General features: G+C 74.0%; 21 protein-coding genes. 11 read left to right on the forward strand and 10 right to left on the reverse strand.

The window, feature by feature from the left end; genetic code table 11:
* Positions 1–23: 23 nt before the first annotated feature.
* A complete protein-coding gene (gene afsQ1 / locus MMF93_RS20815) occupies positions 24–701 on the reverse strand; it encodes a two-component system response regulator AfsQ1 (protein ID WP_242753730.1) in 678 nt (225 codons plus the stop codon).
* Between the two features lie 200 nt (positions 702–901).
* Here afsQ1 and MMF93_RS20820 point away from each other — a divergent pair, with 200 nt between their 5' ends.
* Positions 902–1834 (forward strand): SigE family RNA polymerase sigma factor, encoded by a 933-nt coding sequence (locus MMF93_RS20820; RefSeq protein ID WP_242753733.1) that lies wholly within the window; start codon positions 902–904, stop codon positions 1832–1834.
* A gap of 212 nt (positions 1835–2046) precedes the next feature.
* Here the strand turns inward: MMF93_RS20820 and MMF93_RS20825 are convergent, their stop codons facing one another.
* Positions 2047–2859, reverse strand: a complete 813-nt coding sequence (locus MMF93_RS20825; protein WP_242753736.1) for a uridine kinase family protein — start codon at positions 2857–2859, stop codon at positions 2047–2049.
* Between the two features lie 257 nt (positions 2860–3116).
* Between MMF93_RS20825 and MMF93_RS20830 the strand changes: the two genes are divergently transcribed.
* Both MMF93_RS20830 and MMF93_RS20835 read left to right on the forward strand, forming a co-directional pair.
* Positions 3117–4205: an S-(hydroxymethyl)mycothiol dehydrogenase gene (locus tag MMF93_RS20830; RefSeq protein ID WP_242753739.1), complete on the forward strand. Its 1089-nt coding sequence runs from the start codon at positions 3117–3119 to the stop codon at positions 4203–4205.
* Entirely contained in the window at positions 4205–4810 is a 606-nt protein-coding gene (locus MMF93_RS20835; protein WP_242753742.1) for an MBL fold metallo-hydrolase, read from the forward strand. Before MMF93_RS20830 ends, MMF93_RS20835 begins: the two co-directional genes overlap by 1 nt.
* 28 nt (positions 4811–4838) lie before the next feature.
* On the opposite strand, the gene MMF93_RS20840 is transcribed toward MMF93_RS20835, so the two are convergent.
* Positions 4839–6050 carry a pyridoxal phosphate-dependent aminotransferase gene (locus MMF93_RS20840; protein ID WP_242753745.1) on the reverse strand — a complete coding sequence of 404 codons (1212 nt, stop codon included), beginning with the start codon at positions 6048–6050 and terminating at the stop codon, positions 4839–4841.
* Positions 6051–6139: 89 nt separating this feature from the next.
* On the opposite strand from MMF93_RS20840, the gene MMF93_RS20845 reads away from it, so the two are divergent.
* Positions 6140–6820, forward strand: a complete 681-nt coding sequence (locus MMF93_RS20845) for a winged helix-turn-helix transcriptional regulator (protein WP_242753748.1) — start codon at positions 6140–6142, stop codon at positions 6818–6820.
* Between the two features lie 148 nt (positions 6821–6968).
* On the opposite strand, the gene MMF93_RS20850 is transcribed toward MMF93_RS20845, so the two are convergent.
* The 3 genes from MMF93_RS20850 to deoC are packed head-to-tail and all read right to left on the reverse strand — an operon-like array spanning position 6969 to position 10337.
* The gene (locus MMF93_RS20850) at positions 6969–7877 is read right to left on the reverse strand and encodes an aldehyde dehydrogenase family protein (protein WP_242753751.1); all 909 of its coding nucleotides are present in this window, start codon (positions 7875–7877) and stop codon (positions 6969–6971) included.
* On the reverse strand, positions 7864–9357 hold the full coding sequence (locus MMF93_RS20855) for an aldehyde dehydrogenase family protein (RefSeq protein WP_242753754.1): 1494 nt from the start codon (positions 9355–9357) through the stop codon (positions 7864–7866). The genes MMF93_RS20850 and MMF93_RS20855 overlap by 14 nt, the downstream gene beginning before the upstream one ends.
* A gap of 2 nt (positions 9358–9359) precedes the next feature.
* Positions 9360–10337 carry a deoxyribose-phosphate aldolase gene (gene deoC / locus MMF93_RS20860; protein WP_242757682.1) on the reverse strand — a complete coding sequence of 326 codons (978 nt, stop codon included), beginning with the start codon at positions 10335–10337 and terminating at the stop codon, positions 9360–9362.
* A 314-nt stretch (positions 10338–10651) separates the two neighbouring features.
* Between deoC and MMF93_RS20865 the strand changes: the two genes are divergently transcribed.
* The 6 genes from MMF93_RS20865 (at position 10652) to MMF93_RS20890 (ending at position 17295) form a co-directional block, all read left to right on the forward strand.
* Entirely contained in the window at positions 10652–11350 is a 699-nt protein-coding gene (locus MMF93_RS20865) for a PH domain-containing protein (RefSeq protein ID WP_242753758.1), read from the forward strand.
* Positions 11351–11668: 318 nt separating this feature from the next.
* A complete protein-coding gene (locus MMF93_RS20870; protein WP_242753761.1) occupies positions 11669–12706 on the forward strand; it encodes a 3-oxoacyl-ACP synthase III family protein in 1038 nt (345 codons plus the stop codon).
* Positions 12703–13527, forward strand: coding sequence for a glycosyltransferase (locus tag MMF93_RS20875; RefSeq protein ID WP_242753764.1), 825 nt, complete (start codon positions 12703–12705; stop codon positions 13525–13527). The genes MMF93_RS20870 and MMF93_RS20875 overlap by 4 nt, the downstream gene beginning before the upstream one ends.
* Positions 13527–15020 carry an AMP-binding protein gene (locus MMF93_RS20880; protein WP_242753766.1) on the forward strand — a complete coding sequence of 498 codons (1494 nt, stop codon included), beginning with the start codon at positions 13527–13529 and terminating at the stop codon, positions 15018–15020. Before MMF93_RS20875 ends, MMF93_RS20880 begins: the two co-directional genes overlap by 1 nt.
* Positions 15017–16375: a cytochrome P450 gene (locus MMF93_RS20885; RefSeq protein WP_242753769.1), complete on the forward strand. Its 1359-nt coding sequence runs from the start codon at positions 15017–15019 to the stop codon at positions 16373–16375. Before MMF93_RS20880 ends, MMF93_RS20885 begins: the two co-directional genes overlap by 4 nt.
* Positions 16372–17295: an NAD-dependent epimerase/dehydratase family protein gene (locus MMF93_RS20890; RefSeq protein WP_242753771.1), complete on the forward strand. Its 924-nt coding sequence runs from the start codon at positions 16372–16374 to the stop codon at positions 17293–17295. The genes MMF93_RS20885 and MMF93_RS20890 overlap by 4 nt, the downstream gene beginning before the upstream one ends.
* Before the next feature lie 59 nt (positions 17296–17354).
* Here MMF93_RS20890 and MMF93_RS20895 read toward each other — a convergent pair whose 3' ends face one another.
* From MMF93_RS20895 to MMF93_RS20910, 4 genes are all read right to left on the reverse strand, one after another.
* The gene (locus MMF93_RS20895; protein WP_242753774.1) at positions 17355–18188 is read right to left on the reverse strand and encodes an arylamine N-acetyltransferase family protein; all 834 of its coding nucleotides are present in this window, start codon (positions 18186–18188) and stop codon (positions 17355–17357) included.
* A gap of 156 nt (positions 18189–18344) precedes the next feature.
* Positions 18345–20069, reverse strand: a complete 1725-nt coding sequence (locus MMF93_RS20900; RefSeq protein ID WP_242753777.1) for a phospho-sugar mutase — start codon at positions 20067–20069, stop codon at positions 18345–18347.
* 95 nt (positions 20070–20164) lie between these two features.
* Complete coding sequence (locus MMF93_RS20905; RefSeq protein WP_242753780.1) at positions 20165–20986, reverse strand: purine-nucleoside phosphorylase; 822 nt, start codon at positions 20984–20986, stop codon at positions 20165–20167.
* A 149-nt stretch (positions 20987–21135) separates the two neighbouring features.
* On the reverse strand, positions 21136–21573 hold the full coding sequence (locus MMF93_RS20910; protein ID WP_114015518.1) for a gamma-glutamylcyclotransferase family protein: 438 nt from the start codon (positions 21571–21573) through the stop codon (positions 21136–21138).
* A 579-nt stretch (positions 21574–22152) separates the two neighbouring features.
* Between MMF93_RS20910 and MMF93_RS20915 the strand changes: the two genes are divergently transcribed.
* The gene (locus tag MMF93_RS20915) at positions 22153–23595 is read left to right on the forward strand and encodes an NAD(P)H-quinone dehydrogenase (RefSeq protein WP_242753782.1); all 1443 of its coding nucleotides are present in this window, start codon (positions 22153–22155) and stop codon (positions 23593–23595) included.
* The last annotated feature ends 32 nt before the right edge of the window (positions 23596–23627 follow it).

Consider the following 23627-nt stretch of genomic DNA (forward strand, 5'->3'; position numbering starts at 1 on the left):
ACGGTTCCTGCTCGTGCGGTCCGTCACTGCGGCGGGTCCAGCCGGTAGCCGACGCCGCGCACCGTGCGGATCAGGGTGGGGGAGGACGGCACGTCCTCGACCTTGGCGCGCAGCCGCTGCACGCAGGCGTCCACGAGACGCGAGTCGCCCAGGTAGTCGTGCTCCCACACCAGGCGCAGCAACTGCTGGCGGGAGAGGGCCTGCCCGGGGCGTCTGCTCAGCTCCAGCAGCAACCGCAGCTCGGTCGGCGTCAGTTGCAGATCCTCGCCGTTCTTGGTGACCGTCATCGCCGCGCGGTCGATCACCAGCGAACCGAAGGCCGCCGCGTCGTTGGACTCCCGCTCGCCGCGCCGCATGACCGCGCGGATGCGCGCGTCCAGCACCCGGCCCTGCACCGGTTTGACGACGTAGTCGTCCGCACCGGACTCCAGGCCCACGACGACGTCGATGTCGTCGCTGCGGGCCGTCAGCAGGATGATCGGCAGCTGGTCGGTGCGCCGGATGCGGCGGCACACCTCGAAACCGTCGATGCCGGGCAGCATCACGTCCAGCACGATCAGATCCGGGCGCTGTTCGCGCAGCAGTTTGAGGCCGTCCTCACCGGACGCGGCGGTCACCACGCGGTGCCCCTGGCGGGTCAGACCCATCTCCAGGGCGGTACGGACAGCGTCATCGTCCTCGATCAGCAACAGGAAAGGCACGCGCGCCATTCTGGCCCATGGCGGCCCCATACTTCGACCGGCGGTCGGCACCCGGCAGCGACACGCCCCGCGACCTGCGCTGTGTGTGACCCGCCGCCCCTTGTGACACCGCTGTGACAGACGGGGGACCTCGCCATGAAATCGGGGCGGCAAGGTTTATCCCACAAGCAAGCGACCGGTTGGCTCCGAGGGGGCGCGAGATGAACACACTGCACAGCACCAACACCAGCGCAGTCCTTCACACGCGTCTGCACGTCCCCGCGGTTCCCGCCACACAGAACCGGTCGGAGATCTCCGGCGCCGAGACGGGCACAGCGCTGCTCGAGCACGGCCGGGAGCTCGGGGGGACACGGGGGTGTCCGCGCGGCACCGGACGGATGCGTACGCGAACGGTCTTCGGGCCCGCGGTCGAGGGGCTGAGGGGAGACGCCCCGGGGGGGAAGACGGGGGACCGGGGGGAGCCGGGTCACACCGGCGACACGTCGGGTGACACCGGCGACACGGGGGAGAACGGGAGCGAGGGGGGCTCCCGGGGCAGTGGTGAGTACAGGAAGGCGACGGCTCTCGGTACCGTCGAGGAGCCCGGGGGGACTCCGGAGACGGACGCGGACGCCGAGGCGGCGTTCACCGCCTACGTGCGCGAGCGCCGTGCCTCCCTGTACGCCACCGCCTACCACCTGACAGGCGACCGGTTCGAGGCCGAGGACCTGCTGCAGAGCGCGCTCTTCTCCACCTACCGCGCCTGGGGCCGCATCACCGACAAGGCGGCGGTCGGCGGCTACCTGCGCCGCACCATGACCAACCTGCACATCAGCGCCTGGCGCCGCCGGAAGCTCAACGAGTACCCGACGGAGGAGCTGCCCGAGACGGTGGGGGAGCAGGACGCGATGCGCGGCACCGAACTGCGCACCGTCCTGTGGCAGGCCCTCGCCCGGCTGCCCGAACTCCAGCGCACCATGCTGGTCCTGCGCTACTACGAGGGCCGCACCGACCCGGAGATCGCGGACATACTCGACATCAGCGTCGGCACGGTGAAGAGCAGCATCTGGCGCTCCCTCCGCCGCCTGCGCGACGACGAGGTCCTCAGCTTCGGGCGTGACCAGGAAGAGAGCTTCGACGAACTGGTCGCCTGACCGACGCGACCACACGCACGTCCACCTGACCCCGCGGGGACATGGGGCACAGGGGGCTACGGGGAAACAACGGGGATACGGGGGAGCAACGGGGAAAGGGAGAGAGCGGTTCCGCCTGGACAGGGGGTCCAGACGGAACCGCTTTCTTGTGTGCGCCGGCCCCCTGTTGGCGTGCGGACAAGCGCCGGCCCCCGGGTAGCGGCCGGCCCCTCTCACCTCCCCGTGACTGCCGCGGTGAGGTCCGTGGCCGTGCGCAGGCGGGTGATGCGGGCGTGGGCCTCCGTGTGGGCGCAGGGGGTGGCGCCCAGGGCGCGGTGGCGGGCGACGAGGGCGGGTTCGGCGCGCATGAGGCGCCAGCCTCTGCGCAGCAGGACGGGCAGCGGCTTGCGCGCCTCGCGGATGTCGCGCAGGAGGCGGCGGCGGAAGGTGGTGGAGGGGCGCCCCCGCAGGCAGATGGCGTCGGCCAGCAGCCCGAGGGCCGCGCAGCGTGCGGCGATGTCGGCGGCGAAGATGCCCTCCGCGAGGAAGAGGGGCGAGCCGTCGAGGGCGAGGCGGTCCGTGCCGGTGCGGGCGCTGCGGGAGAGGTCGTAGCGGGGGGCGGTGGTGGCGCCCTCGCGGCACAGTTGGGCGATGGCGCGGACGGCGGCGTCGGCGTCCCAGGAGCGGGGCGAGTCCCAGTCGACGGTGTCTTTCACGAAGGGGAGGGTGGGGTCGTCGCCCTCCTTGTAGAAGTCGTCGAGGCGCAGGACGGGCAGTCCGCTGCGGGCGGCCAGCCGGGTCTTGCCGGAGCCGGAGGGGCCGGTGACGAGGACGACCCGGGCGAGGACGGGCGCGGCGGCCCCGTGGTGCGAGGCGGCCCCGTGGTCCGGGGCGGAGGCCCGGTCCGCGGTGGCGGCGCGGGGCGTCGTGGAGGGTGCGTCCGGTGCGAAGCTGGCGGTCGGTGCGGGGCTCTCGGCCTGCGCGGGTACGTCCGCTGCGGACGCGGTCCGTGTGGGGGCGTCACAGGTGTCGCTGGAGTCGGTCACGGGCAACGATTGTCCGTCATGCACCCGGCGTCTTCGAAGGCCCGTACGAAAGTGGGATACGCGGCTCCTGTTGCCGACCGGCGGGCGGGGCCGACCGGCGGGCGGGGCGGACCGGGGCGGACCGGGACAGGGCGGGCCCCCTGCCGCCTCGCGGGGAAACCGGCCGCCGCGACCCGCGTACCGCCCCTCCCGGAAACCGTCCCTGGACAGGGAGAATGGCGTCCCGGACATCCGATGGAGAAGGGAGGCCCTTCCGTATGGCACAGGAAGTACGCGGGGTCGTCGCACCCGGCAAGAACGAGCCCGTGCGGGTCGAGACGATCGTCGTGCCGGACCCGGGCCCCGGCGAGGCCGTCGTCCAGGTGCAGGCGTGCGGTGTCTGCCACACCGACCTGCACTACAAGCAGGGTGGGATCAGCGACGACTATCCCTTCCTCCTCGGGCACGAGGCGGCGGGTGTCGTGGAGGCCGTGGGTGCGGGCGTCACGGATGTGGCGCCCGGCGATTTCGTGGTGCTCAACTGGCGCGCGGTGTGCGGCCAGTGCCGGGCCTGCAAGCGGGGCCGGCCCTGGTACTGCTTCGACACCCACAACGCCGAGCAGAAGATGACGCTGGCGAGCGACGGACGTGAGCTGGAGCCGGCGTTGGGCATCGGCGCCTTCGCCGAGAAGACGCTGGTCGCGGCCGGACAGTGCACGAAGGTGGACCCGTCGGTCTCGCCCGCCGTCGCCGGGCTGCTCGGCTGCGGGGTGATGGCCGGGATCGGCGCCGCGATCAACACGGGTCAGGTGACCCGCGGTGACTCCGTGGCCGTCATCGGGTGCGGCGGTGTGGGCGACGCCGCGATCGCGGGCGCGCGGCTCGCGGGCGCCGCGCGGATCATCGCCGTCGACATCGACGCGAGGAAGCTCGCGACGGCGGAGAAGATCGGCGCCACCCACACGGTCAACTCCGCCACCGCCGACCCCGTCGAGGCGATCCGTGAGCTGACCGGCGGCTTCGGCGCCGACGTGGTCATCGAGGCGGTCGGCCGCCCGGAGACGTACAAGCAGGCGTTCTACGCCCGCGACCTGGCCGGCACCGTCGTGCTCGTCGGTGTGCCGACGCCGCAGATGACGCTGGAGCTGCCGCTGCTGGACGTCTTCGGCCGGGGCGGCTCCCTCAAGTCCTCCTGGTACGGGGACTGCCTGCCCTCGCGGGACTTCCCCATGCTGATCGACCTGCACACGCAGGGCCGCCTGGACCTGGGCGCGTTCGTCACCGAGACGATCAACCTGGACGAGGTGGAGAAGGCGTTCGAGCGGATGCACGCGGGTGACGTTCTGCGTTCGGTGGTGATGCTGTGATGGCGGCCCGTATCGATCACCTCGTCACCAGCGGCGAGTTCCGCCTCGACGGGGAGACGCACCAGGTCGACAACAACGTGTGGATCGTCGGCGACGACACCGAGGCGGTGGTCATCGACGCCGCGCACGACGCCGACGCCATCGCCCAGGCGCTGGGCGGGCGCACGCTGCGGGCGATCGTGTGCACGCACGCGCACAGCGACCACGTCGACGCGGCCCCCGAACTGGCCGACCGCACCGGCGCGCCGATCCGGCTGCACCCGGACGACATGCCGCTGTGGAAGATGACCCACCCGGACCGCGACCCCGACGGTGAACTCGCCGACGGTGACGTGGTCTCGGTCGCGGGGGTCGACCTGACCGTCCTGCACACCCCGGGACACGCGCCGGGAGCCGTCTGCCTGTTCGCGCCGAGCCTGGGCACCGTCTTCACCGGCGACACGCTCTTCCAGGGCGGCCCCGGCGCGACGGGACGCTCCTTCTCCGACCACCCGACGATCGTCCGCTCGATCAAGGAGCGCCTGCTGACGCTGCCGCTGGAGACGGTGGTGCGCACCGGGCACGGGGACAGCACGACGGTGGGCGAGGAGACCGCGCACGTGTGACGGGGCGACGGGGTGACGGCCTGGAGGGCTACTGCCGGTAGCCCTCCAGGAAGCGGCCGATGCGCGAGATCGCGGCGTCGAGGTCGTCGGCGCGCGGCAGCGTGAGGACGCGGAAGTGGTCGGGATGGGCCCAGTTGAAGCCCGTCCCCTGGACGACCTGGATCTTCTCGCGGAGCAGCAGATCGAGGACGAAGCGCTCGTCGTCGTGGATCTTGTGGACCTCGGGGTCGAGCCGCGGGAACGCGTACAGCGCGCCCTTGGGTTTGACGCAGCTGACGCCGGGGATCTCGTTGAGTTTGCGCCAGGCCACGTCGCGCTGCTCGTGGAGCCGGCCGCCGGGCAGGACGAGTTCCTCGATGGACTGGCGGCCACCGAGCGCCGCCTGGATGGCGTGCTGGGCCGGGGCGTTGGGGCACAGCCGCATCGAGGCCAGCATGGACAGGCCCTCCAGGTAGTCGCGGGCGTGCTGCTTGGGCCCTGAGACCAGGAGCCAGCCGGAGCGGAAGCCGGCCACCCGGTAGGCCTTGGACAGCCCGCTGAAGGTGAGGCAGACCAGGTCGGGGGCGAGGGTGCCGACGTGGTGGTGGGCGGTGCCGTCGTAGAGGATCTTGTCGTAGATCTCGTCGGAGAAGACCATCAGGCCGTTGCGCCGCGCCAGGTCGAGGATGCCCTCCAGCACCTCGCGCGGGTAGACGGCGCCGGTGGGGTTGTTGGGGCTGATGATGACGACGGCCTTGGTGCGCGAGGTGATCTTGGCGGCCATGTCGTCGAGGTCGGGCAGCCACTCGGACTGCTCGTCGCACACGTAGTGCACCGCCTTGCCGCCCGCCATCGTCGTCACGGCCGTCCACAGCGGGAAGTCGGGCGAGGGGATGAGGATTTCGTCACCGTCCTCGACCAGCGCCTGCACGGCCATCGACACCAGCTCGGAGACGCCGTTGCCGAGGTAGACGTCGTCCACGTCCGCCTCGGGGAAGCCGCGCTGCTGGTAGTGCTGGGCGACGGCGCGGCGCGCGGGCAGGATGCCGCGCGACTCGGTGTAGCCGTGCGCCTGGGGGAGCATCCGCACCATGTCCTGGATGATCTCCTCGGGCGCCTCGAACCCGAAGAGCGCCGGGTTGCCGGTGTTCAGCCGCAGCACGCTGTGCCCGGCCTCCTCCAGCGCGTCCGCCTGTTCGATGACCGGACCCCGGATCTCGTAACAGACCTCGCTGAGCTTGTTCGACTGCCGGAACTCCATGCTCGCCCGCCCTCCTGCGCCTCACTTGGTTACTTGGTTCTACCAAGCCCGGACTTGGAAAGTCCAACCACATGTCTAGACTGACGGACATGCCGAGCCACGCGAGCGACCTCACCACCGGGCGGCCCCGCCGCAGCTACGACCAGTTCTGCGCCCTCGCGCGCGCCCTCGACTCCGTCGGGGACCGCTGGACGCTGCTCATCGTCCGCGAACTGCTGGCAGGCCCTCGCCGCTACACCGACCTCCACGCCGATCTGCCCGGCGTCAGCACCGACATGCTGGCCGCCCGGCTCAGGCACATGGAGGCCGAAGGGCTGGCCGAACGGCGCCGCGCGCCGCGCCCGGCCACCGGACACGTCTACGAACTCACCGCACGCGGCCGCACGCTGCTGCCGGCCCTGACCGCGCTCGCCGCGTGGGGAGCCCCCGCGCTGGGCAAGCCGCGCCCCACCGACGCGGTACGCGCCCACTGGTGGGCCCTCCCCCTGCGGGACGCCGTGCGGCGGGATGGCTCCGGCGACGTACCGGGCGTCGTCGACGTGGTTCTGCCCGAGGGCACCTTCCACCTGCGGCTCGACGAGGAGCCCCGGGGCGGACCCGCGTACGCGGAGGGCCCCGCGCCCGAAGAGGCCGGGGCGCGGCTCGAACTGGACGCCGACGCGTGCGCCGCTCTCGCCGACGGTTCGCTGACACTGGCGGACGCGGTGGCCGCGGGGACGGTCCGCGCGGCCGGGAGCGGTCCCTGGGCCCGGAAGCTGCGGGGCGAGTGACAACACCGCCGCGGTACGGAAACGCGGGCGTGCGCTCCCGTACCGGACGGGCCGCCGCGGCGACGGAAGAGGGGCCGCAGGAGGCCACCACGGCCCCTCCGGCCCCTCTTCTCCGTTCTTCCTCTGCGTTTTTCTCCCGCGTCGAACGTCAGGCGCCGACCGGGTGCCAGACGGTCTTGGTCTCCAGGAAGGCCGTCATCCGTTCGAGACCCGGCTGCGCCGACCAGTCCGGGTCCTGCGCCGCGGGCCGCAGCACGCGCTTGAGGTTCTCCGCGGCGGCGGCCTCCAGCTCGGCCGCCAACTCGCCCTCCGCGCCGGCCAGGTCGACCGCGTTGACGTCCGCGTGCGCCGCCAGCGGGCGGGCCAGCTCGGCGGTGTCACCGGAGAGGACGTTGACGACGCCCCCTGGCAGGTCGGAGGTGGCCAGCACCTCGGCCAGGGACAGCGCGGGAAGCGGGGCGTCCCGCGAGGTGACGACCACCGCCGTGTTGCCGCTGACGAGCACGGGCGCGAGGACGGAGACGAGCCCCAGCAGCGAGGAGCGCTGCGGCGCCAGCACGGCCACCACGCCCGTCGGCTCCGGGGTGGAGAGGTTGAAGAAGGGGCCCGCCACCGGGTTGGCGCCGCCGACCACCTGGGCGAGCTTGTCCGACCAGCCCGCGTACCACACCCAGCGGTCGATCGCCGCGTCCGCCGCCGCCTGGGCCTCCGCCTTCGGCAGGCCTTCCGCTGCGGCCACCTCGGCGGCGAACTGCTCCCGGCGGCCCTCCAGCATCTCCGCGACGCGGTAGAGGACCTGCCCGCGGTTGTAGGCCGTGGCACCCGACCAGCCGCCGAACGCCTTGCGGGCGGCGACGACGGCGTCCCGCGCGTCCTTGCGCGAGGCGAGCGGCGCGTTGGCCAGCCACTGGCCCTTCCCCGCCGCGCCGGCGGCTGATGTCGCTGCGGTCACCTCGTACACCCTGCCGCTCTCGGAGCGGGGGAACTTCCCCCCGACGTACAGCTTGTAGGTCTTCAGGACGGCCAGCCGCCCCCGTGACGTCTCAGGCGTGCTCAAGGTAGGCCTCCAGACCGTGCCTGCCGCCCTCGCGGCCGTAACCCGACTCCTTGTAGCCGCCGAACGGCGAGGTCGGATCGAACTTGTTGAAGGTGTTGGCCCACACCACCCCGGCCCGCAACTGGTTGGCCGTCTTCAGGATGCGCGAGCCCTTCTCGGTCCAGATGCCGGCCGAGAGGCCATAGGGGGTGTTGTTCGCCTTGGCCACCGCCTCGTCCGGCGTGCGGAAGGTCAGCACGGACAGCACGGGGCCGAAGATCTCCTCGCGCGCGATGCGGTGCGCCTGGCTGACGTGGGTGAAGACGGTCGGAGCGAACCAGTAGCCCTCGCCGGGCAGTTCACACGGTGCCGACCAGCGCTCCGCGCCCTCGGCCTCGCCCGCCTCGGCCAGCTCGGTGATGCGGGCCAGCTGCTCGGCGGAGTTGATCGCGCCGACATCGGTGTTCTTGTCGAGCGGGTCGCCCACGCGGAGGGTCGCCAGCCGGCGCTTGAGCGCGTCGAGCACCTCGTCGTGCACCGACTCCTGCACCAGCAGGCGGGAGCCCGCGCAGCAGACCTGGCCCTGGTTGAAGAAGATGCCGCTCACGATGCCCTCGACCGCCTGGTCGAGCGGGGCGTCCTCGAAGACGATGTTGGCGCCCTTGCCGCCGAGTTCGAGCGTGAGACGCTTGTCCGTGCCCGCGACGGTGCGGGCGATCTGCCTGCCGACGGCGGTCGATCCTGTGAAGGCCACCTTGTTCACGTCGGGGTGTGCCACCAGCGCCGCTCCCGTCGCCCCGCCACCCGTGACGATGTTGACGACACCCTTGGGCAGCCCGGCCTGGCGGCAGATGTCGGCGAAGAACAGCGCCGACAGCGGCGTCGTCTCGGCCGGCTTGAGGACGACCGTGTTGCCGGCGGCCAGCGCGGGGGCGATCTTCCAGGCCAGCATCAGCAGCGGGAAGTTCCAGGGGATGACCTGCGCGGCGACACCCAGCGGGCGCGGATCGGGGCCCAGCCCGGCGTAGGAGAGCTTGTCGGCCCAGCCCGCGTAGTAGAAGAAGTGCGCGGCGACGAGAGGAAGGTCGGCGTCGCGCGACTCGCGGATCGGCTTGCCGTTGTCCAGCGTCTCCAGCACCGCCAGCTCGCGGGAGCGCTCCTGGATGACGCGGGCGATCCGGAACAGGTACTTGGCGCGCTCGGCGCCCGGCAGCGCCGACCACGGGCCGAACGCGGCGCGGGCCGCCCGCACCGCCGCCTCGACGTCCTGATCACCGGCGTGCGCCACCTCGGCCAGCACCTCCTCGGTGGCCGGGGAGAGCGTCTTGAAGACCTTGCCCGCCGCGGCCTCGCGGAACTCGCCGTCGACGAACAGCCCGTAGGAGGGCGCCAGGTCGACGACGGCGCGGGACTCGGGCGCGGGCGCGTACGCGAACAGCTGCGACGCCGTGGCGGCCGCGCCGGCCGCGGGCGGGTTCGGCGGGGTGGTGTTGTCGGTCATGCTCAGTCCACCGTCACGTAGTCGGGGCCGGAGTAGTGGCCCGTGGTCAGCTTCTGGCGCTGCATCAGCAGGTCGTTGAGCAGGCTGGAGGCGCCGAAGCGGAACCAGTCGGGGCTGAGCCAGTCGCCGCCCGCCGTCTCGTTGACCAGCACCAGGTACTTGATCGCGTCCTTGGCCGTCCTGATACCGCCCGCCGGCTTCACGCCCACCTGGCGCCCGGTGGCCGCCCGGAAGTCGCGGACCGCCTCCAGCATGAGCAGCGTGTTCGGCGGCGTCGCGTTGACGGCGACCTTGCCCGTGGAGGTCTTGATGAAGTCGGCGCCCGCGAGCATGGCCAGCCACGAGGCGCGGCGGATGTTGTCGTAGGTGGCCAGCTCGCCGTTCTCGAAGATCACCTTGAGGTGCGCGTCGCCGCAGGCCTGCCGCACCTCGCGGATCTCCTCGAAGACCTGTAGGTAGCGGCCCGCGAGGAAGGCGCCGCGGTCGATCACCATGTCGATCTCGTCCGCTCCGGCCGCCACCGCCTCGCGGGTGTCGGCGAGCTTGACGGAGAGCGCGGCGCGCCCCGCGGGGAACGCCGTGGCGACGGACGCCACGTTGATCTCGCCCGCGCCGGCGTCGGCCAGCGCCCGCCGGGCGGTGGCCGCCATGTCCGGGTAGACGCAGATGGCCGCGACGCGCGGCGCGGTGCGGTCGCTCGGGTCGGGGCTCGCGCCCTTGGCGCACAGGGAGCGGACCTTGCCCGGGGTGTCGGCGCCCTCCAGGGTCGTCAGGTCGATCATGGAGATCGCCAGGTCGAGCGCGTACGCCTTCGCTGAGGTCTTGATGGATCGGGTTCCCAGCGCCGCTGCCCGGGCTTCCAGCCCGACCGCGTCGACACCGGGGAGTCCGTGCAGGAAGCGGCGGAGAGCGGCGTCGGAGCTCGTCACGTCGGGGAGGGTGCCCCTCCCGGCGTCGCGAGGGGCCGCATCGGTAGGCATGCTCACCAGAGCACCATATCTACGCGCGTAGCCGCGTGTCACCCCTCGGAATCGGAATGCGGTCGAACGCCGGCGGAAAGGGCCCTGCACCAACGGGAGAACGGCCCTGCACCAACGGGAGAACGGCCCTGCACCGACGGGAGAACGGCCGGGTACCAACGGGAGGACGAGTCGTGGACCCGCGGGAACGGCTCGCGCGTGAAGCCGTCCCCGGGTGCGGCAGCGCAGCGGGGCCGGCGGGGGGCGGTTCCGCCGCGTGTTTCGATGCCGTACCGCAATGTCCGCCATCCGGACGGTCGGGCACAATCGATCGCATGACGAGCGAGGACAAGCGCCAGGACGACGGCCCCGAGGGCCAGGGCGACGGGGGCCGAGCCGCGGGGGAGGAGTTCCCCGACCGGGTCTACCGGTCGCCCGCCGGGATGGCGGGCGGCATCGTGCTGCTCGCCATCGGCCTGTGGCTGGCCGGTGACGCCGTCTTCGGCGGCGAGGGCCGCACCCCGTGGCTCGCGCTCGCCGGGCTGCTGCTCGCCGTCCCCCTCGTCGTCGCCTTCACGCTGCGGCCCGCCGTCTTCGCGGGGGAGCGCCGGATGAAGGTGCGCAACCCCTTCCGCACCGTCGAGGTCCCCTGGGGCACGGTCGACACGATCCGCGCCGGCTACTCCAGCGAGGTCGTCGCCGGCGGCAGCAAGTACCAGCTGTGGTCGATCCCCGTCTCGCTGCGGGCCCGCAAGAAGGCGACCCGGCACAACGAGCGCGTGGCCACCGGGAGGCCGCCCGTCTCGCGCGGGCTCTTCGGCGGACGCGGGGTGCCCGACCTTGCGGGCGAGGCCGACGCGAGTGACAAGCGCGCCCCCTCCGACCAGGCGGTCGACGAGCTGCGTGCGCTGGTGGAGGACCACGGCGCCAAGGAGAAGTCCCAGGGCGAGGTCACCGTCCGCTGGTCCTTCGAGGTCCTCGCCCCCGCGCTGGCGGGCGCCGTGCTGCTGGCGGTACTGCTGGCGACGCAGTGACCCGCACCGCTGGCCACGCAGTGACCCGCACCGCTGGCGACGCGGTGACCCGCGCGGCGCCCGGCCGGCCCTGACGGCTCTCACCGCCCGGGCCGCGGTGCGGGCGGCGGCCCGTCGCGGTCCCGCCCCGATCGCCAGGGCAGGGGCGTTCCAGCCCAGGGAAAGAGCGCGCTGGTGTGGCCCGCCGTCGCGGCGCCCGGCCGGCCCCGCCCGTGCCGACGCCGGGCCGAAATGCGCCCGCGGCACCGGGTGTTTAGCGTACGCGGTCTGAGTACGCGCACTCATGTTCGCGCCCCTGGGCCGCCATAGCCTCCTGGCATGGGCATACACAGCACCGCCGCGCACGGGCCCGCACGCTGTGCGAGGGCCGGCGTCACAGGGGTCGGCGCCGCGCTGCCGGGGCGGGTCGTGGACTCCGAGCAGCTGCGGCGTACCGTCGCCGCGCACAGCGGGCTCGCGCTTCCCGAGCGGATGTTCGAGCGGGTCACCGGCATCGAGACCCGGCGGGTCGCCGCCGAGGACGAGTACGCCTCCACGCTCGCCACCCGGGCCGCCCGCACCGCGCTCGACCGGGCCGGGCTGGACCCGCTGGACCTCGACCTGCTCCTGTTCGCCTCCGCCACCAGGGACGTGGCCGAACCCGCCACCGCGCACATCGTGCAGGACGCGCTGGGCTCCCGGGCGCACGCGCTGGATGTGACCAACGCCTGCAACAGCTTCGTCGGCGGCATCGACCTGGCCCGCGCCATGCTGCTGGCGGGGCGGGCCCGCCGGGCGCTGGTCGTCACGGGGGAGACCCCGAGCCGGGCGGTGCGCCACGATCCGGCCGATCTCGGCCAGTTCCGGGACGCGTTCGCCGGCTACACCTTCGGCGACGCGGGCGCGGCCGTGGTGCTGGAGCCCGTCGCGGCCGGCGGCATCCTCGACGTCGACACCGAGACCCACTCGGAGCACTGGGCCGTCGGCGGCATAGCCGGCGGCGGATCGCGGCATCCGCGCGGTGACGCACACACCTACTTCCACGGTGACGGCGCCGCGCTGCGCGACGTGTTCGAGAAGGTCGGCACCTCCGTGCTGGACCGGGTGCGCCACCGCACCGGCCTCGGCTGGGACGACTTCCGGCACGTCCTCGTCCACCAGGTGACGGTCCCCTACCTGGAGCGGTTCGCCGAACTGACCGGCGTGCCGTGGGACCGGCTGGTGGTGACCGTGCCCGAACTCGGCAACGTGGCCAGCGCCACCCTCGGCATCCAGCTCGACCGGGTGCACGACCAACTCGACCCCGGCGACCGGGTGCTGCTGGTCGGGCTCGGCGGCGGCGTCAGCCTCATGACGATGGTCTGGGAGAAGTCGTGACACGGACAGCACCCGCACCCGTACCGGCAGCCGCAGCCGCAGCCGCACCCGCGGCACAGGGCACCGCGCCGGTCCCGGCGGTCCACCCCCTGTGGGTCGTGGTCCCGGCCCACCAGGAAGCCGCACGGCTGCCGGGCACCCTCGACGCGCTCGCCGCACAGACCGACAGGGACTTCACCCTCGTCGTCGTCGACAACGCCTCCACCGACGGCACGGCCCGCCTCGCCCGCCGGTTCGCGAAGCGGGCGCCGTTCCCCGTGCACGTCGTCACCGAACCGGAGAAGGGTGTCGGAAGCGCCGTGGACACCGGCTTCCGGTACGCCCTCGCGTACGGAGCCGCCGCGCTGGCCCGCACCGACGCCGACTGCCTCCCGCACCCTGGCTGGGCCGCCGCCGCCCGCGCCGCGCTCGGCAGCGGTGCGGGTCTGGTGTGCGGACGCGTCGTCGCCCGCGCCGACGAACACGGGCCCCTCGGCCGCGCCGCCTTCCGCCTCCTGGTGAGCCTCGCCGCGCTCTTCGGCAGGATCAGGCCCGCGCACCGGCGCCGCCACGGCTACCTGGCGCCCTACCGGATGCACGCGGGCAACAACATGGCGATCACCGCGCACCTCTACCAGCAGGTCGGCGGCATGCCGCGGCGCCCCTCGCCCACCGACCGGCTCTTCCTCAACCGGGTGCGCCGCCACACCAGCGCCGTCACGCGCGAGCGCCGCATGGTCGTCGGCAACTCGACCCGGCGGCTGCGCGCCTACGGACTGCTCGGCACCGCCCGCTGGTACCTCGACAAGGGCCCCGGACGACACAGAGAGGACCCACGCTGATGCTGGACACCCTCGTCACGGCGCTGCGCCGCGACCCGCACCTGCCGGCGCTGCTGGGCACCACCCCCGCGGGCGGCGTCCGCGTCCGTGCCACCCGCGGCGACCTGACCGGCCTGGCAGACCGCTACGCCGCCGCCCTCCACCGCAGGGGCCTGGGCCCCGGCGCCACCCTCGGGGTCGCCGTCCGGCCGGGACCGCGCGCCCTCGCCGTGCTGCTGGCCGCCTGGCGGCTGGGGCTGCGCGCCGCCGTGCTCGACCCCGGCGCCGGACCCGACGTGCTCCGCGCCCGCCTCGCCTTCGCCCGCCCCGACCTCGTGCTCGCGGACGCCACCGCGCAGGCCGTCGCAGGATGGGCCGGCCCGCTGGCCCGCCGCGCCCACCTCGCCTTGCCCGACCTCGCCGGGCTGGGCGGCCCGCTGGCCACGCTCGGGCCCCGGCTGCCCGGGTGCGCGCCCGCGCTGGAGACGGACTCTCCCGCCGCGCCTCCCCGCGCGGTGGACCATGCCGTCGACGCGGACGCGGACGCGGTCATCGTCTTCACCTCGGGCACCACCTCCCGGCCCCGCGCCGTCGTCCACTCCCGCGCGTCCCTGGCCGCCGGCATGGCGACGGTCACCGACCTGGTGCGCCCATCGGCGGGCAGCCCCGTGCTCGGGGGAACGTTCTTCGTGCTCGTACCGTCCCTGGCCGCGGGCGCCCCCGTCGCCCTGCCGGCCCGCCGACCCCGCCTGCTGGCCCGGCAGTTGCGCCGGCTGCGCCCGCAGGCCACCTACCTGACGCCGCCGCAGCTGCGGGCCGCCCTCGCGGCGGACGCCCGCTTCACCGGGCGGGTGTGGACCGGCTCCGCGCCGGCGGGCGCCGCGCTGCTCGGCCGCGTGAAGGAGGCCGGAGCATCCGAGGCCTGGGGCGTGTACGCGCTCACCGAACTCTTCCCCGCGGCCGCCGTCGAAGCGGCCGACAAGGCGGCGTACGAGGGAGACGGCGACCTGCTGGGCGCTCCGCTGCCCGGCGTCGAGGCCGAGACGGGGCCGACGGGAGAACTCTTCCTCTCCGGTCCAGGCGCCCGCCACCGCTACCTCGGCGAGGACCCCGACCCGTGGGTGGCCACCGGCGACCGCGCCCACCTGGACGGCCGGGGCCGTCTCGTCCTCGAAGGACGCGTGAAGGACATGGTGCTGCGGCGCGCGGAGAACATCTACCCGGGGCTGTACGAGCCCGCGCTCCACGTGCCCGGTGTCGATCTCGCGCTGCTCGTGGGGGTCCCGGTGGGGAACGGGGACGAGCAGCTCGTCGCCGTCATCCAGCCCAGCCCCGGCGCCGACCGCCGGCTGCTGCGTGCCGCGCTGCGGGAGCCCCTGCGGCGCATGGGCGCGGCCCGCCCCGACGGCGTGCTGCTCGCCGACATCCCCCTGAGCGGACGGTCACGCAAACCCGACCGTGCGGCGACCGCGCTGCTGGCCGCGGGGCGCCGCCGCCAGCTGGCCGGCCGATGAGGCGGCGCACCGGTCCCCGTGCCGGCACACCGGCCAGGGCCGCCCGGCCATCCGGTGTGCGGGCAGCCCGGCGCCGGGACCGGCGGGTCTACACCCGCGCGCACCCGCTGCTGTTCGCCCTGCTGGCCGCCGCACGCCGCCGTCCCGTCGTCCGGCTGGGCCGCACGGTGCTGGTGCACGACGCGGAGGCCTACCGCCACGCGCTCACCCGGCTGCCGCTGGACCGCGCGGCGGCCGGGACGACGGGCGGCGCCGTACGCGCACACGCGGGCGAAGGCGCACTCTTCGACCAGCAGGGCAACGGGCACCGAGGCACCCGGCGCACCCTCGCAGACGACCTCGGCTCGGCGGGAGTGGAGCGGCTGCGCCCGGTGTGGCAGCGGGTCATCGCCCGCCACCTCGCCCCCCTCGCGACCGGAGGCGAGGCCGACCTCGCCGCCCTGGCCCACGAGCTGGCGGGCGCCACGGTGTGCGCGCTGCTGGGCGCCGCCGCCGGACCGCGGGTGCTCGCGCGGGCCGCGGCCGAAGCGGCGGCAGCCACCGTCCGCGACCACCTGCCGGGACCCCGCCGCCCCGGCGCGGCCCGTGCCGCCGCCCGCGCCACCGCACGGCTGGAGAGCCTGCTGGCACAGGACCCCGCCCTGTCCGATCCGCCGGGCAGGGCGCGGTCCGGCCGGTGCGCGGCGGACCCTTCCGAGCCGCACGGGCGCGCCGGCGACGGGCTGCGCGCCGTGGTGGCGGTCGCCGCCGTCACCACGACGGTCGCCGCGCTGCCCCGTGCCGCCGCCTGGTGCGCGGACGCCGGGCTGTGGGAGCAGGCCGGTGACCGGCGCACGCGGGACGCGCTCGTCGGCGAACTGCTGCGGGTGACGGCGCCCTCGCCGCTGCTGCCGCGGGTGGCGGCAGCGCCGGGGACGCTGGGGGGCCGCCCGGTACGGGGCGGTGACCGGCTGGTCCTGGTGGCGCGGCACGCGGTGCGCGCCCACCGTGACGCGCCGTGCGGCGCCGCTCCGGCCCCGGCCGCCGTGGCGCACCTTGTCTTCGGGGCGGGTCCGCACGCGTGCCCGGGGGCGCGGCTGGCGCGGGCACAGCTCGCCGACCTGCTGGCCGCACTGGCCCCGTACCGCCCCGCCGTCGTCCGCGCCCGCGCCGACCGCCGGGCGGCTCTCCCCGCCTGGCGCACGCTCACCGTCCGCCCGGACCCGCGCACCGGCACCGCGCCCGAGGGGAAGCGCGGCATGGTGCCCGAGGAGAGGAGCGGCACGGCGCCGCAGCACGCTCCGGGGCCGCCGGGGCACGGCTGGGGGCCGCCACCTGAGCACCGCACCACCCGTCGGACAGGGGAGGAACCGTGACCACGATCGCCGTCACCGGAGCGAGCGGCTTCTGCGGCAGCCACGTCGCCAGGGCCGCGGCCGCAGAGGGCGCCGAGGTGGTGTGCGTGGGCCGGCGCCCGGGACCCGTCGGCCGTCACGTCCACTGGGACGCGGCGCTGGGCCGCCCCCCGGACCTGGGCGGTGCGGACACGGTGGTGCACTGCGCCGCCGCCGTGGGCGACCCCGTGCCGGGCTCGCCCCGCGAGGCGGCGATGCGCGCCGTCAACGTGGCGGGGACGGCGGCCCTGCTCCGGGCCGCGGCAGGCCGGCCTCTGGTGTGGGTGAGCAGCGCCAGCGTCTACGCCCCGGGACCGGAGCGGGCGCGGCTGCGGGAAGAGCACCCGGTGGGCGCCCAGCTGAACGCCTACGGGCGCACGAAGGCGGAAGGCGAGGCGCTGGCGCTGTCGGCCGGTGCGGTGGTGCTGCGGCCCCGCGCGGTGTACGGCGTGGGGGACCCGCACCTGGTGCCGCGGCTGCTGGGGCGGGTGCGGCGCGGCCTGTTGCTGCTGCCCGGCCGCGACGTGCAGCTGAGCCTGACGGCTGTGGAGAACCTGGCCGACGCCTGCCTGGCCGCCGCCGGTTGGCCGCCGGGCGCCTACAACATCGCGGACCCGGTCCCCTACAGCAGGGACGAGGCGGTCCGCACGGTCCTGGCCGCCCACGGGGTGCACGCCCGTGTGGGGCACCTTCCGGCGGCGTTCGCCCGCGCGGCGGCGACGGCCGCCGAGCGGCTGGCGCGGCGGCGCCCCTTGGCCGAGCCGCCGCTGACCCGCTACGCCGTCGCACAGTTGGCGCGCGGCGTCGTCCTGGACGTCACCAGGGCCCGCCGCCAGGGCTGGACGGCCCAGCGCACCCTGACCGACTACGCCCAAGACCTCACCCGGGGCCCTCGTCGGTAGAGCGGACGCGCCCCGAAGGGGCGCGGGGAACTGCCGGAGCACGAGCCGCAGGAAAAGTCCTAGTCGCCTTCGACGTGGTCGACCAGCAGCCGGGCGTCCTGCTCGGACAGGTCGATGCCGAAGGGGTCGGCGAACAGCTCGGGCAGCTCGGAGGGTTCGACGGTGCGTTCCTCTTCGGGGGCCAGGCCACTGGCGGCGGTGGTCGTCCAGGTGAGGCCGTCGAGCTGGTCGGTGCGGTCGGGGCGTACCCGCTGGAGGAAGGGGCGGCGGTTGAACGGGGAGTGGGAGCTGGTGGCGATGAAGTGGTTGCCGAGCGCGAAGTCGGCCGGGTACTGCGGGTTCTCGGTGAAGGTGTGGCGCGCTATCCAGCCGCCGTCGGCGTCCTGCTGGTGCAGCATCCAGCCCTCGGCACCCGGGGTGACCTCGGTGTGCCGCAGCCAGAACCTGCGCCCCTCGATGGTCGGCTCGTTGCCGTCCACCAGTTCGATGACATCCAGCGGGCTGGTGCCGAAGCCGATGTCGCTCAGCCAGCGGCGCCCCTCGACGGTGACCAGCACCATCGCGTGCGTCGCGGGGCGGATCTTGTCCGCGCCCATGCGGGGGCGGCCCGAGACGGCGGTGAAGGTGAACCCGAGCCGCTCCAGCGCCGCCGCGTAGAGCACGGTGTGCTCGAAGCAGTAGCCGCCCTGGCCGCGGCGCACCAGCTTGTCCTGGACGGTGTCCAGGTCGAGCGGGACATCGCCGTGCAGCAGGCAGTCCAGGTTGCCCCAGCGCACCGTCAGCACATGGGCCCGGTGCAGCGCGCGCAACGTGCCCAGGGCGGGGGTGCGCCGCCCCGCGTACCCCAGCCGCGCCAGGTAGGCGTCGAGGTCCAGCTGATCGCCGTGCCACATCGGGCGGGCTCCTCCGTTCGTGGTGGTCGTGGGGACGACACGCCCCTCCCACCCGAACTCGAACAAGAAGGCGACTATTCCGGTTGGTGCGCAGGTACGCACCAACCGGAACAGCCGCCCGACAGCCCTGCCCGACAACCCTGCCCGGCTACGCCGCTACAGCCCCGTCGCCCGCCTCAGGTCGTCCTTGAAGCGGGCCAGCACCGCGGCGCCACGCTCACGCGCCGGCCCCAGGCCGGCGGCGTCACCCACCGGAACGACGACCTCCAGATAGCACTTGAGCTTGGGTTCGGTGCCGCTCGGCCGCACCACCACGCGGCCGCCGCCGACCCCGTCGGCGCCTGCCAGCGAGTAGCTCAGCCCGTCCGTCGGCGGCAGCGACGCGGTGCCCTGGGTGAGGTCGTCCGTACGGGCGACCCCGAGCCCGCCCAGCGCCGTCGGCGGCTCGGCGCGCAGCCGCTCCATCGCCGCGCCGATCAACGACAGGTCGGACACCCGCACCGAGAGCTGGTCGGTGGCGTGGACGCCGTACTCGACGTCGAGGTCGTCCAGCAGCTCGCCCAGCGTGCGCCCCGCCTGCTTCAGCTCGGCGGCCAGCTCGGCGACCAGCAGCGCCGCCGTGATCCCGTCCTTGTCGCGGACGCCCTCCGGATCGACGCAGTAGCCCAGCGCCTCCTCGTAGCCGTAGCGCAGCCCGTCGACGCGGGCCAGCCACTTGAACCCGGTCAGCGTCTGGGCGTACGGCAGCCCGGCGGACTCGGCGATGCGCTCCAGCAGCGAGGAGGAGACGATCGTCGTCGCGAACGTGCCCTTGGCGTGCTTGTGGATCAGGTGGGTGGCCAGCAGCGCGCCCACCTGGTCGCCGCGCAGCATCCGCCAGCCGTCCTCGGCCGCCGCGTCGGGTACGGCGACGCCGCAGCGGTCGGCGTCCGGGTCGTTGGCGATGATCACGTCGGGGCGCTCGCCGTGCTCGGCCTCCCAGGCACGCGCGGTCGCGTACGCGCGCTCCATCGCGCCGGGCTCCTCCGGATTGGGGAACGCGACCGTGGAGAAGTCCGGGTCGGGCTCGGCCTGCTCGGCGACCGGCACCGGCGAGGGGAAACCCGCCCGCTCGAACGCCAGCCGCGCCGTCTCGTGGCCCACACCGTGCATCGCCGTGTGCACCACCCGCACCTCGCGCGGCGACCCCTCGGTCAGGACGGCACCCGAACGCGCCAGGTAGGCGTCGAGCACCTCACCGCCCAGCACCTGCCAGCCGGATTCCGCCCGGGGCACACCGGCGAGCGGGCCGACGGCGGCGATCTCGTCGGCGATCTGCCCGTCGGCGGGCGGCACGATCTGCAACCCGTCGCCCAGGTAGACCTTGTAGCCGTTGTCGCGGGGCGGATTGTGGCTGGCCGTGACCATGATCCCGGCGGCCGCGCCCAGGTGCCGCACCGCGAAGGCCAGCACCGGCGTGGGCAGCGGCGACGGCAGCACCGCCGCGCGCAGCCCCGCGCCGACCATCACGGCGGCGGTGTCGCGGGCGAAGTCGGCGCTCTTGTAGCGCGCGTCGTAGCCGACGACCACCAGCGGCTGTCCGCCCCCCTCGCCCCGCTGCTTCCGCAGGTGGGCGGCGATTCCGGCGGCCGCGCGGATGACCACGGAGCGGTTCATCCGCATCGGTCCCGCGCCCAGCTCACCGCGCAGACCCGCCGTGCCGAACTGGAGAGTGCCGGAAAACCTCTCCCGCAGTTCCTCCACCGCCCGCGCTTCGACGAGCTCGGCCAGCTCCTGCCGCGTCTGCGGGTCGGGGTCCTCGGCCAGCCAGTCGCGGGCCCGGGCGAGCAGCGCCTCGTCGGACTCCCGGGCCCGTGCGTCGTCCCGCCGGGCGTCGCTCATCGTGTCCGTCCTGCCTTTCGGGGAGGGGAGCCCTCGTGGTGGGGCTCTCTTGTGGGGGCTCTCACGGTGGAGAGCCGGAGACCGCGGGCGCGGCCTCAGAGCCGCTGGAGCACCTGGGCCAGCAGCGTGCCCATCCGGGAAGCCGAGTCGCGGCCCGCCTGCAGGACCTCCTCGTGGTTGAGGGGCTCGCCGGTCATGCCCGCCGCGAGGTTGGTGACGAGGGAGACACCGAGCACCTCGGCGCCCGCCTCCCGCGCCGCGATGGCCTCCAGGACGGTGGACATGCCCACCAGGTCACCGCCGATGGTGCGGACGAAACCGATCTCCGCGGGCGTCTCGTAGTGCGGCCCGGGGAACTGGACGTAGACGCCCTCTTCCAGCGTCGGGTCGATCTCCTGGCACAGCGCGCGCAGCCGCGGCGAGTACAGGTCGGTGAGGTCGACGAAGTTGGCGCCGACGATGGGGGAGGCGGCGGTCAGGTTGATGTGGTCGCTGATGAGCACCGGCTGGCCGGGGCGCATGCCCGCGCGCAGGCCGCCGCACCCGTTGGTCAGGACGATGGTCTTGCAGCCCGCCGCCACGGCCGTGCGCACCCCGTGCGCGACGGCCGCGACACCGCGGCCCTCGTACGCGTGCGTACGGCCGAGGAAGACGAGCGCGCGCTTGCCGCCCACCGTGTGGGAGCGGATCTTGCCCGCGTGCCCCGCGGCGGTCGGCGGCGGGAAGCCGGGCAGCTCGGTGACGGCCAGTTCGTGGTCGGGGACCCCGAGCGCGTCGGCCGCGGGCACCCAGCCCGAGCCCATGACGAGGGCCACGTCGTGGCTCTCCTCGCCGGTCAGGGCCCGCAGCTTGGCCGCGGCCTCGTCGGCGGTGCGGTAGGGGTCGTCGGGGATGTGCGTAGTGGCTGAAGCGTTCACGCGACGAGGGTAGCCCTTTCTCGCCTACGCGCGTAGACGTGGGACGCAACTCCGGACGAACACACGGACGAGTCCGTGCCGAGCCGCCTTACGTGTGTACGTTCCGTGCCCCGAGCGCCCCGCCCCCACGTCGCCCGCGCACCCAGTCCCTAACAGGGGCGCTTACGCAGCTCCATCACATAGTCGTGCGGCGCGCCCGCGGACTCCGCCGCATCCGCGATGTCGCCCAGGTAGCGAGCCGAGGGCAGACCCCCCTCGTACCCGTTGAGCACGTAGCACCACGCGGGCTCCTCACCGTCCAGCGTGTGCACCCGCACCCGCATCCGCCGGTATATGTCGAGCCCGACGCCCTCCCAGCGGTCCATCGAGTCCTCGTCCATCGGAGCGATGTCGTACAACGCGACGAACAACTGCGACCGCGGCGCCTCCACGAGGGTGGCCAGCGCGCCCTCCCACCCCATGTGCTCCCCACCGAAGGTCAGCCGCCAGTCGGTCATCCATCCGGTGCTGCGGAGGGGGGAGTGGGGGGCGCGGCGGGACATCAGGCGGGCGTCGAGGTTGCCGGCGTAGGCGGCGTAGAGCGACATCCCACGAGGGTAGCCGCCACACCCCTCGGGGCTCCGCCCCATCGCCCCCTCCTGGGGCGGGCCCCCCAGACCTCCCCCTTTACCAGTGGGGCCAGCCCACCCCCGGTGTTGCCGATCTCTATCCGGGGGGCTCCGCCCCCCAGACCCCCGGCCCCTCGCCGGGGAGGCTTTGGGGCGGCGCTGCCCCCCAAAGGCCCCCCGCTACGGGGGCTCCGCCCCCCTAGGAACCCCCGCCAAGGGGCTCCGCCCCCTGGACCCCCACATGAGACAGCACCACAGAACGCATTCGCCGGGCCGTCTCTTGCGTAAGAGGGGAACTGGCTCTCCCCCAGGGGGCTCCTAGGGGGGGGCGGAGCCCCCCGTAGCGGGGGGCCGTTGGGGGGCGGAGCCGCCCCAACGCCCGGCCGGCGAGGCCACGGGGGTTTGGGGGCGGAGCCCCCGACCACGGCCGAGGGCACCCTCACGGAAGAAGGGGAAGACCATGTCGAGGGGGCAGGGGCGCAGCCCCGAGGAGAGGGGGTACGCGGGGGCGGAGGCCCCAGCGAGGTGGGGTCGGGGTGGGTGCGGGACAATGGGGGGGTGACTCGGATCGTGATCATTGGCGGCGGCCCCGGCGGATACGAAGCGGCCCTGGTAGCCGCCCAACTAGGCGCGGAGGTGACCGTCGTCGACTGCGACGGCCTCGGCGGCGCCTCGGTCCTCACCGACTGCGTGCCGTCGAAGACGCTGATCGCCACGGCCGAGGTGATGACGAACTTCGACTCCTCGTACGAGGAGCTCGGTATCCGGGTGGAGGACAAGACCCATGACCCGGACGACCCGGCGAGGGTCGTGGGCGTCGATCTCGGCAAGGTGAACCGCCGTGTCAAGCGGCTGGCCCTCGCCCAGTCGCATGACATCACCGCGTCGGTCACCCGTGCGGGGGGCCGCGTCATGCGGGGCAGGGGGAGGCTGGAGCCGGGGCAGGCGGTGGATGGTTCCCGTACGGTCACGGTCACGGTGGCGGACGGCAGCCAGGAGGAGCTGACGGCGGACGCGGTGCTGGTCGCCACGGGTGGTCATCCGCGGGAGATCCCGGACGCCCGTCCGGACGGCGAGCGCATTCTGAACTGGACGCAGCTCTACGATCTGGAGGAGCAGCCCGAGGAGCTGATCGTGATCGGCTCGGGTGTGACCGGTGCCGAGTTCGCGGGCGCCTATCAGGCGCTGGGTTCCCAGGTGACGCTCGTCTCCTCGCGGGACCGGGTGCTGCCGGGGGAGGACCCGGACGCCGCCGCCGTCCTGGAGGATGTCTTCCGCCGTCGGGGCATGAACGTGATGAGCCGTTCCCGCGCGGCGTCCGCGAAGCGGACGGACGACGACCGGGTGGAGGTCACGCTGCAGGACGGCCGCACGATCTCGGGGACGCACTGTCTGGTGGCGGTGGGCGCGATCCCCAACACCGCGGACATGGGTCTCGAGGAGGCGGGGGTCCGGCTCAAGGAGTCGGGGCACATCTGGACGGACAAGGTGTCGCGCACCTCGGCCCCGGGCGTCTACGCCGCGGGCGACTGCACCGGTGTCCTCGCGCTGGCCTCGGTGGCGGCGATGCAGGGCCGGATCGCGATGTACCACTTCCTCGGTGACACGGTGAATCCGCTGGACCTCAAGACGGTCGCCGCGAACATCTTCACCGATCCGGAGATCGCGACGGTCGGCTACTCGCAGGCGGACGTGGACAAGGGCGCCATCGAGGCGCGCGTCGTCAAGCTGCCGCTGCTGCGTAACCCGCGCGCGAAGATGCAGGGCATCAGGGACGGTTTCGTGAAGCTGTTCTGCCGTCCGGGGACGGGGATCATCGTCGGCGGTGTCGTCGTGGCGCCCCGGGCGAGTGAGCTGATTCATCCGATCGCGATCGCGGTTGACAACAATCTGACCGTGGAGCAGATCGCCAACACGTTCACGGTGTACCCGTCGCTGACGGGGTCGATCGCCGAGGTGGCGCGGCAGTTGCACACGCGCAAGCTGGCCGAACTGCACTGAGGGGCCGCGGGGGCCCTGTCCGAAAGGGCCCC

This window comes from Streptomyces tubbatahanensis, assembly GCF_022699385.1.
Taxonomy (GTDB): Bacteria; Actinomycetota; Actinomycetes; order Streptomycetales; family Streptomycetaceae; genus Streptomyces; species Streptomyces diacarni.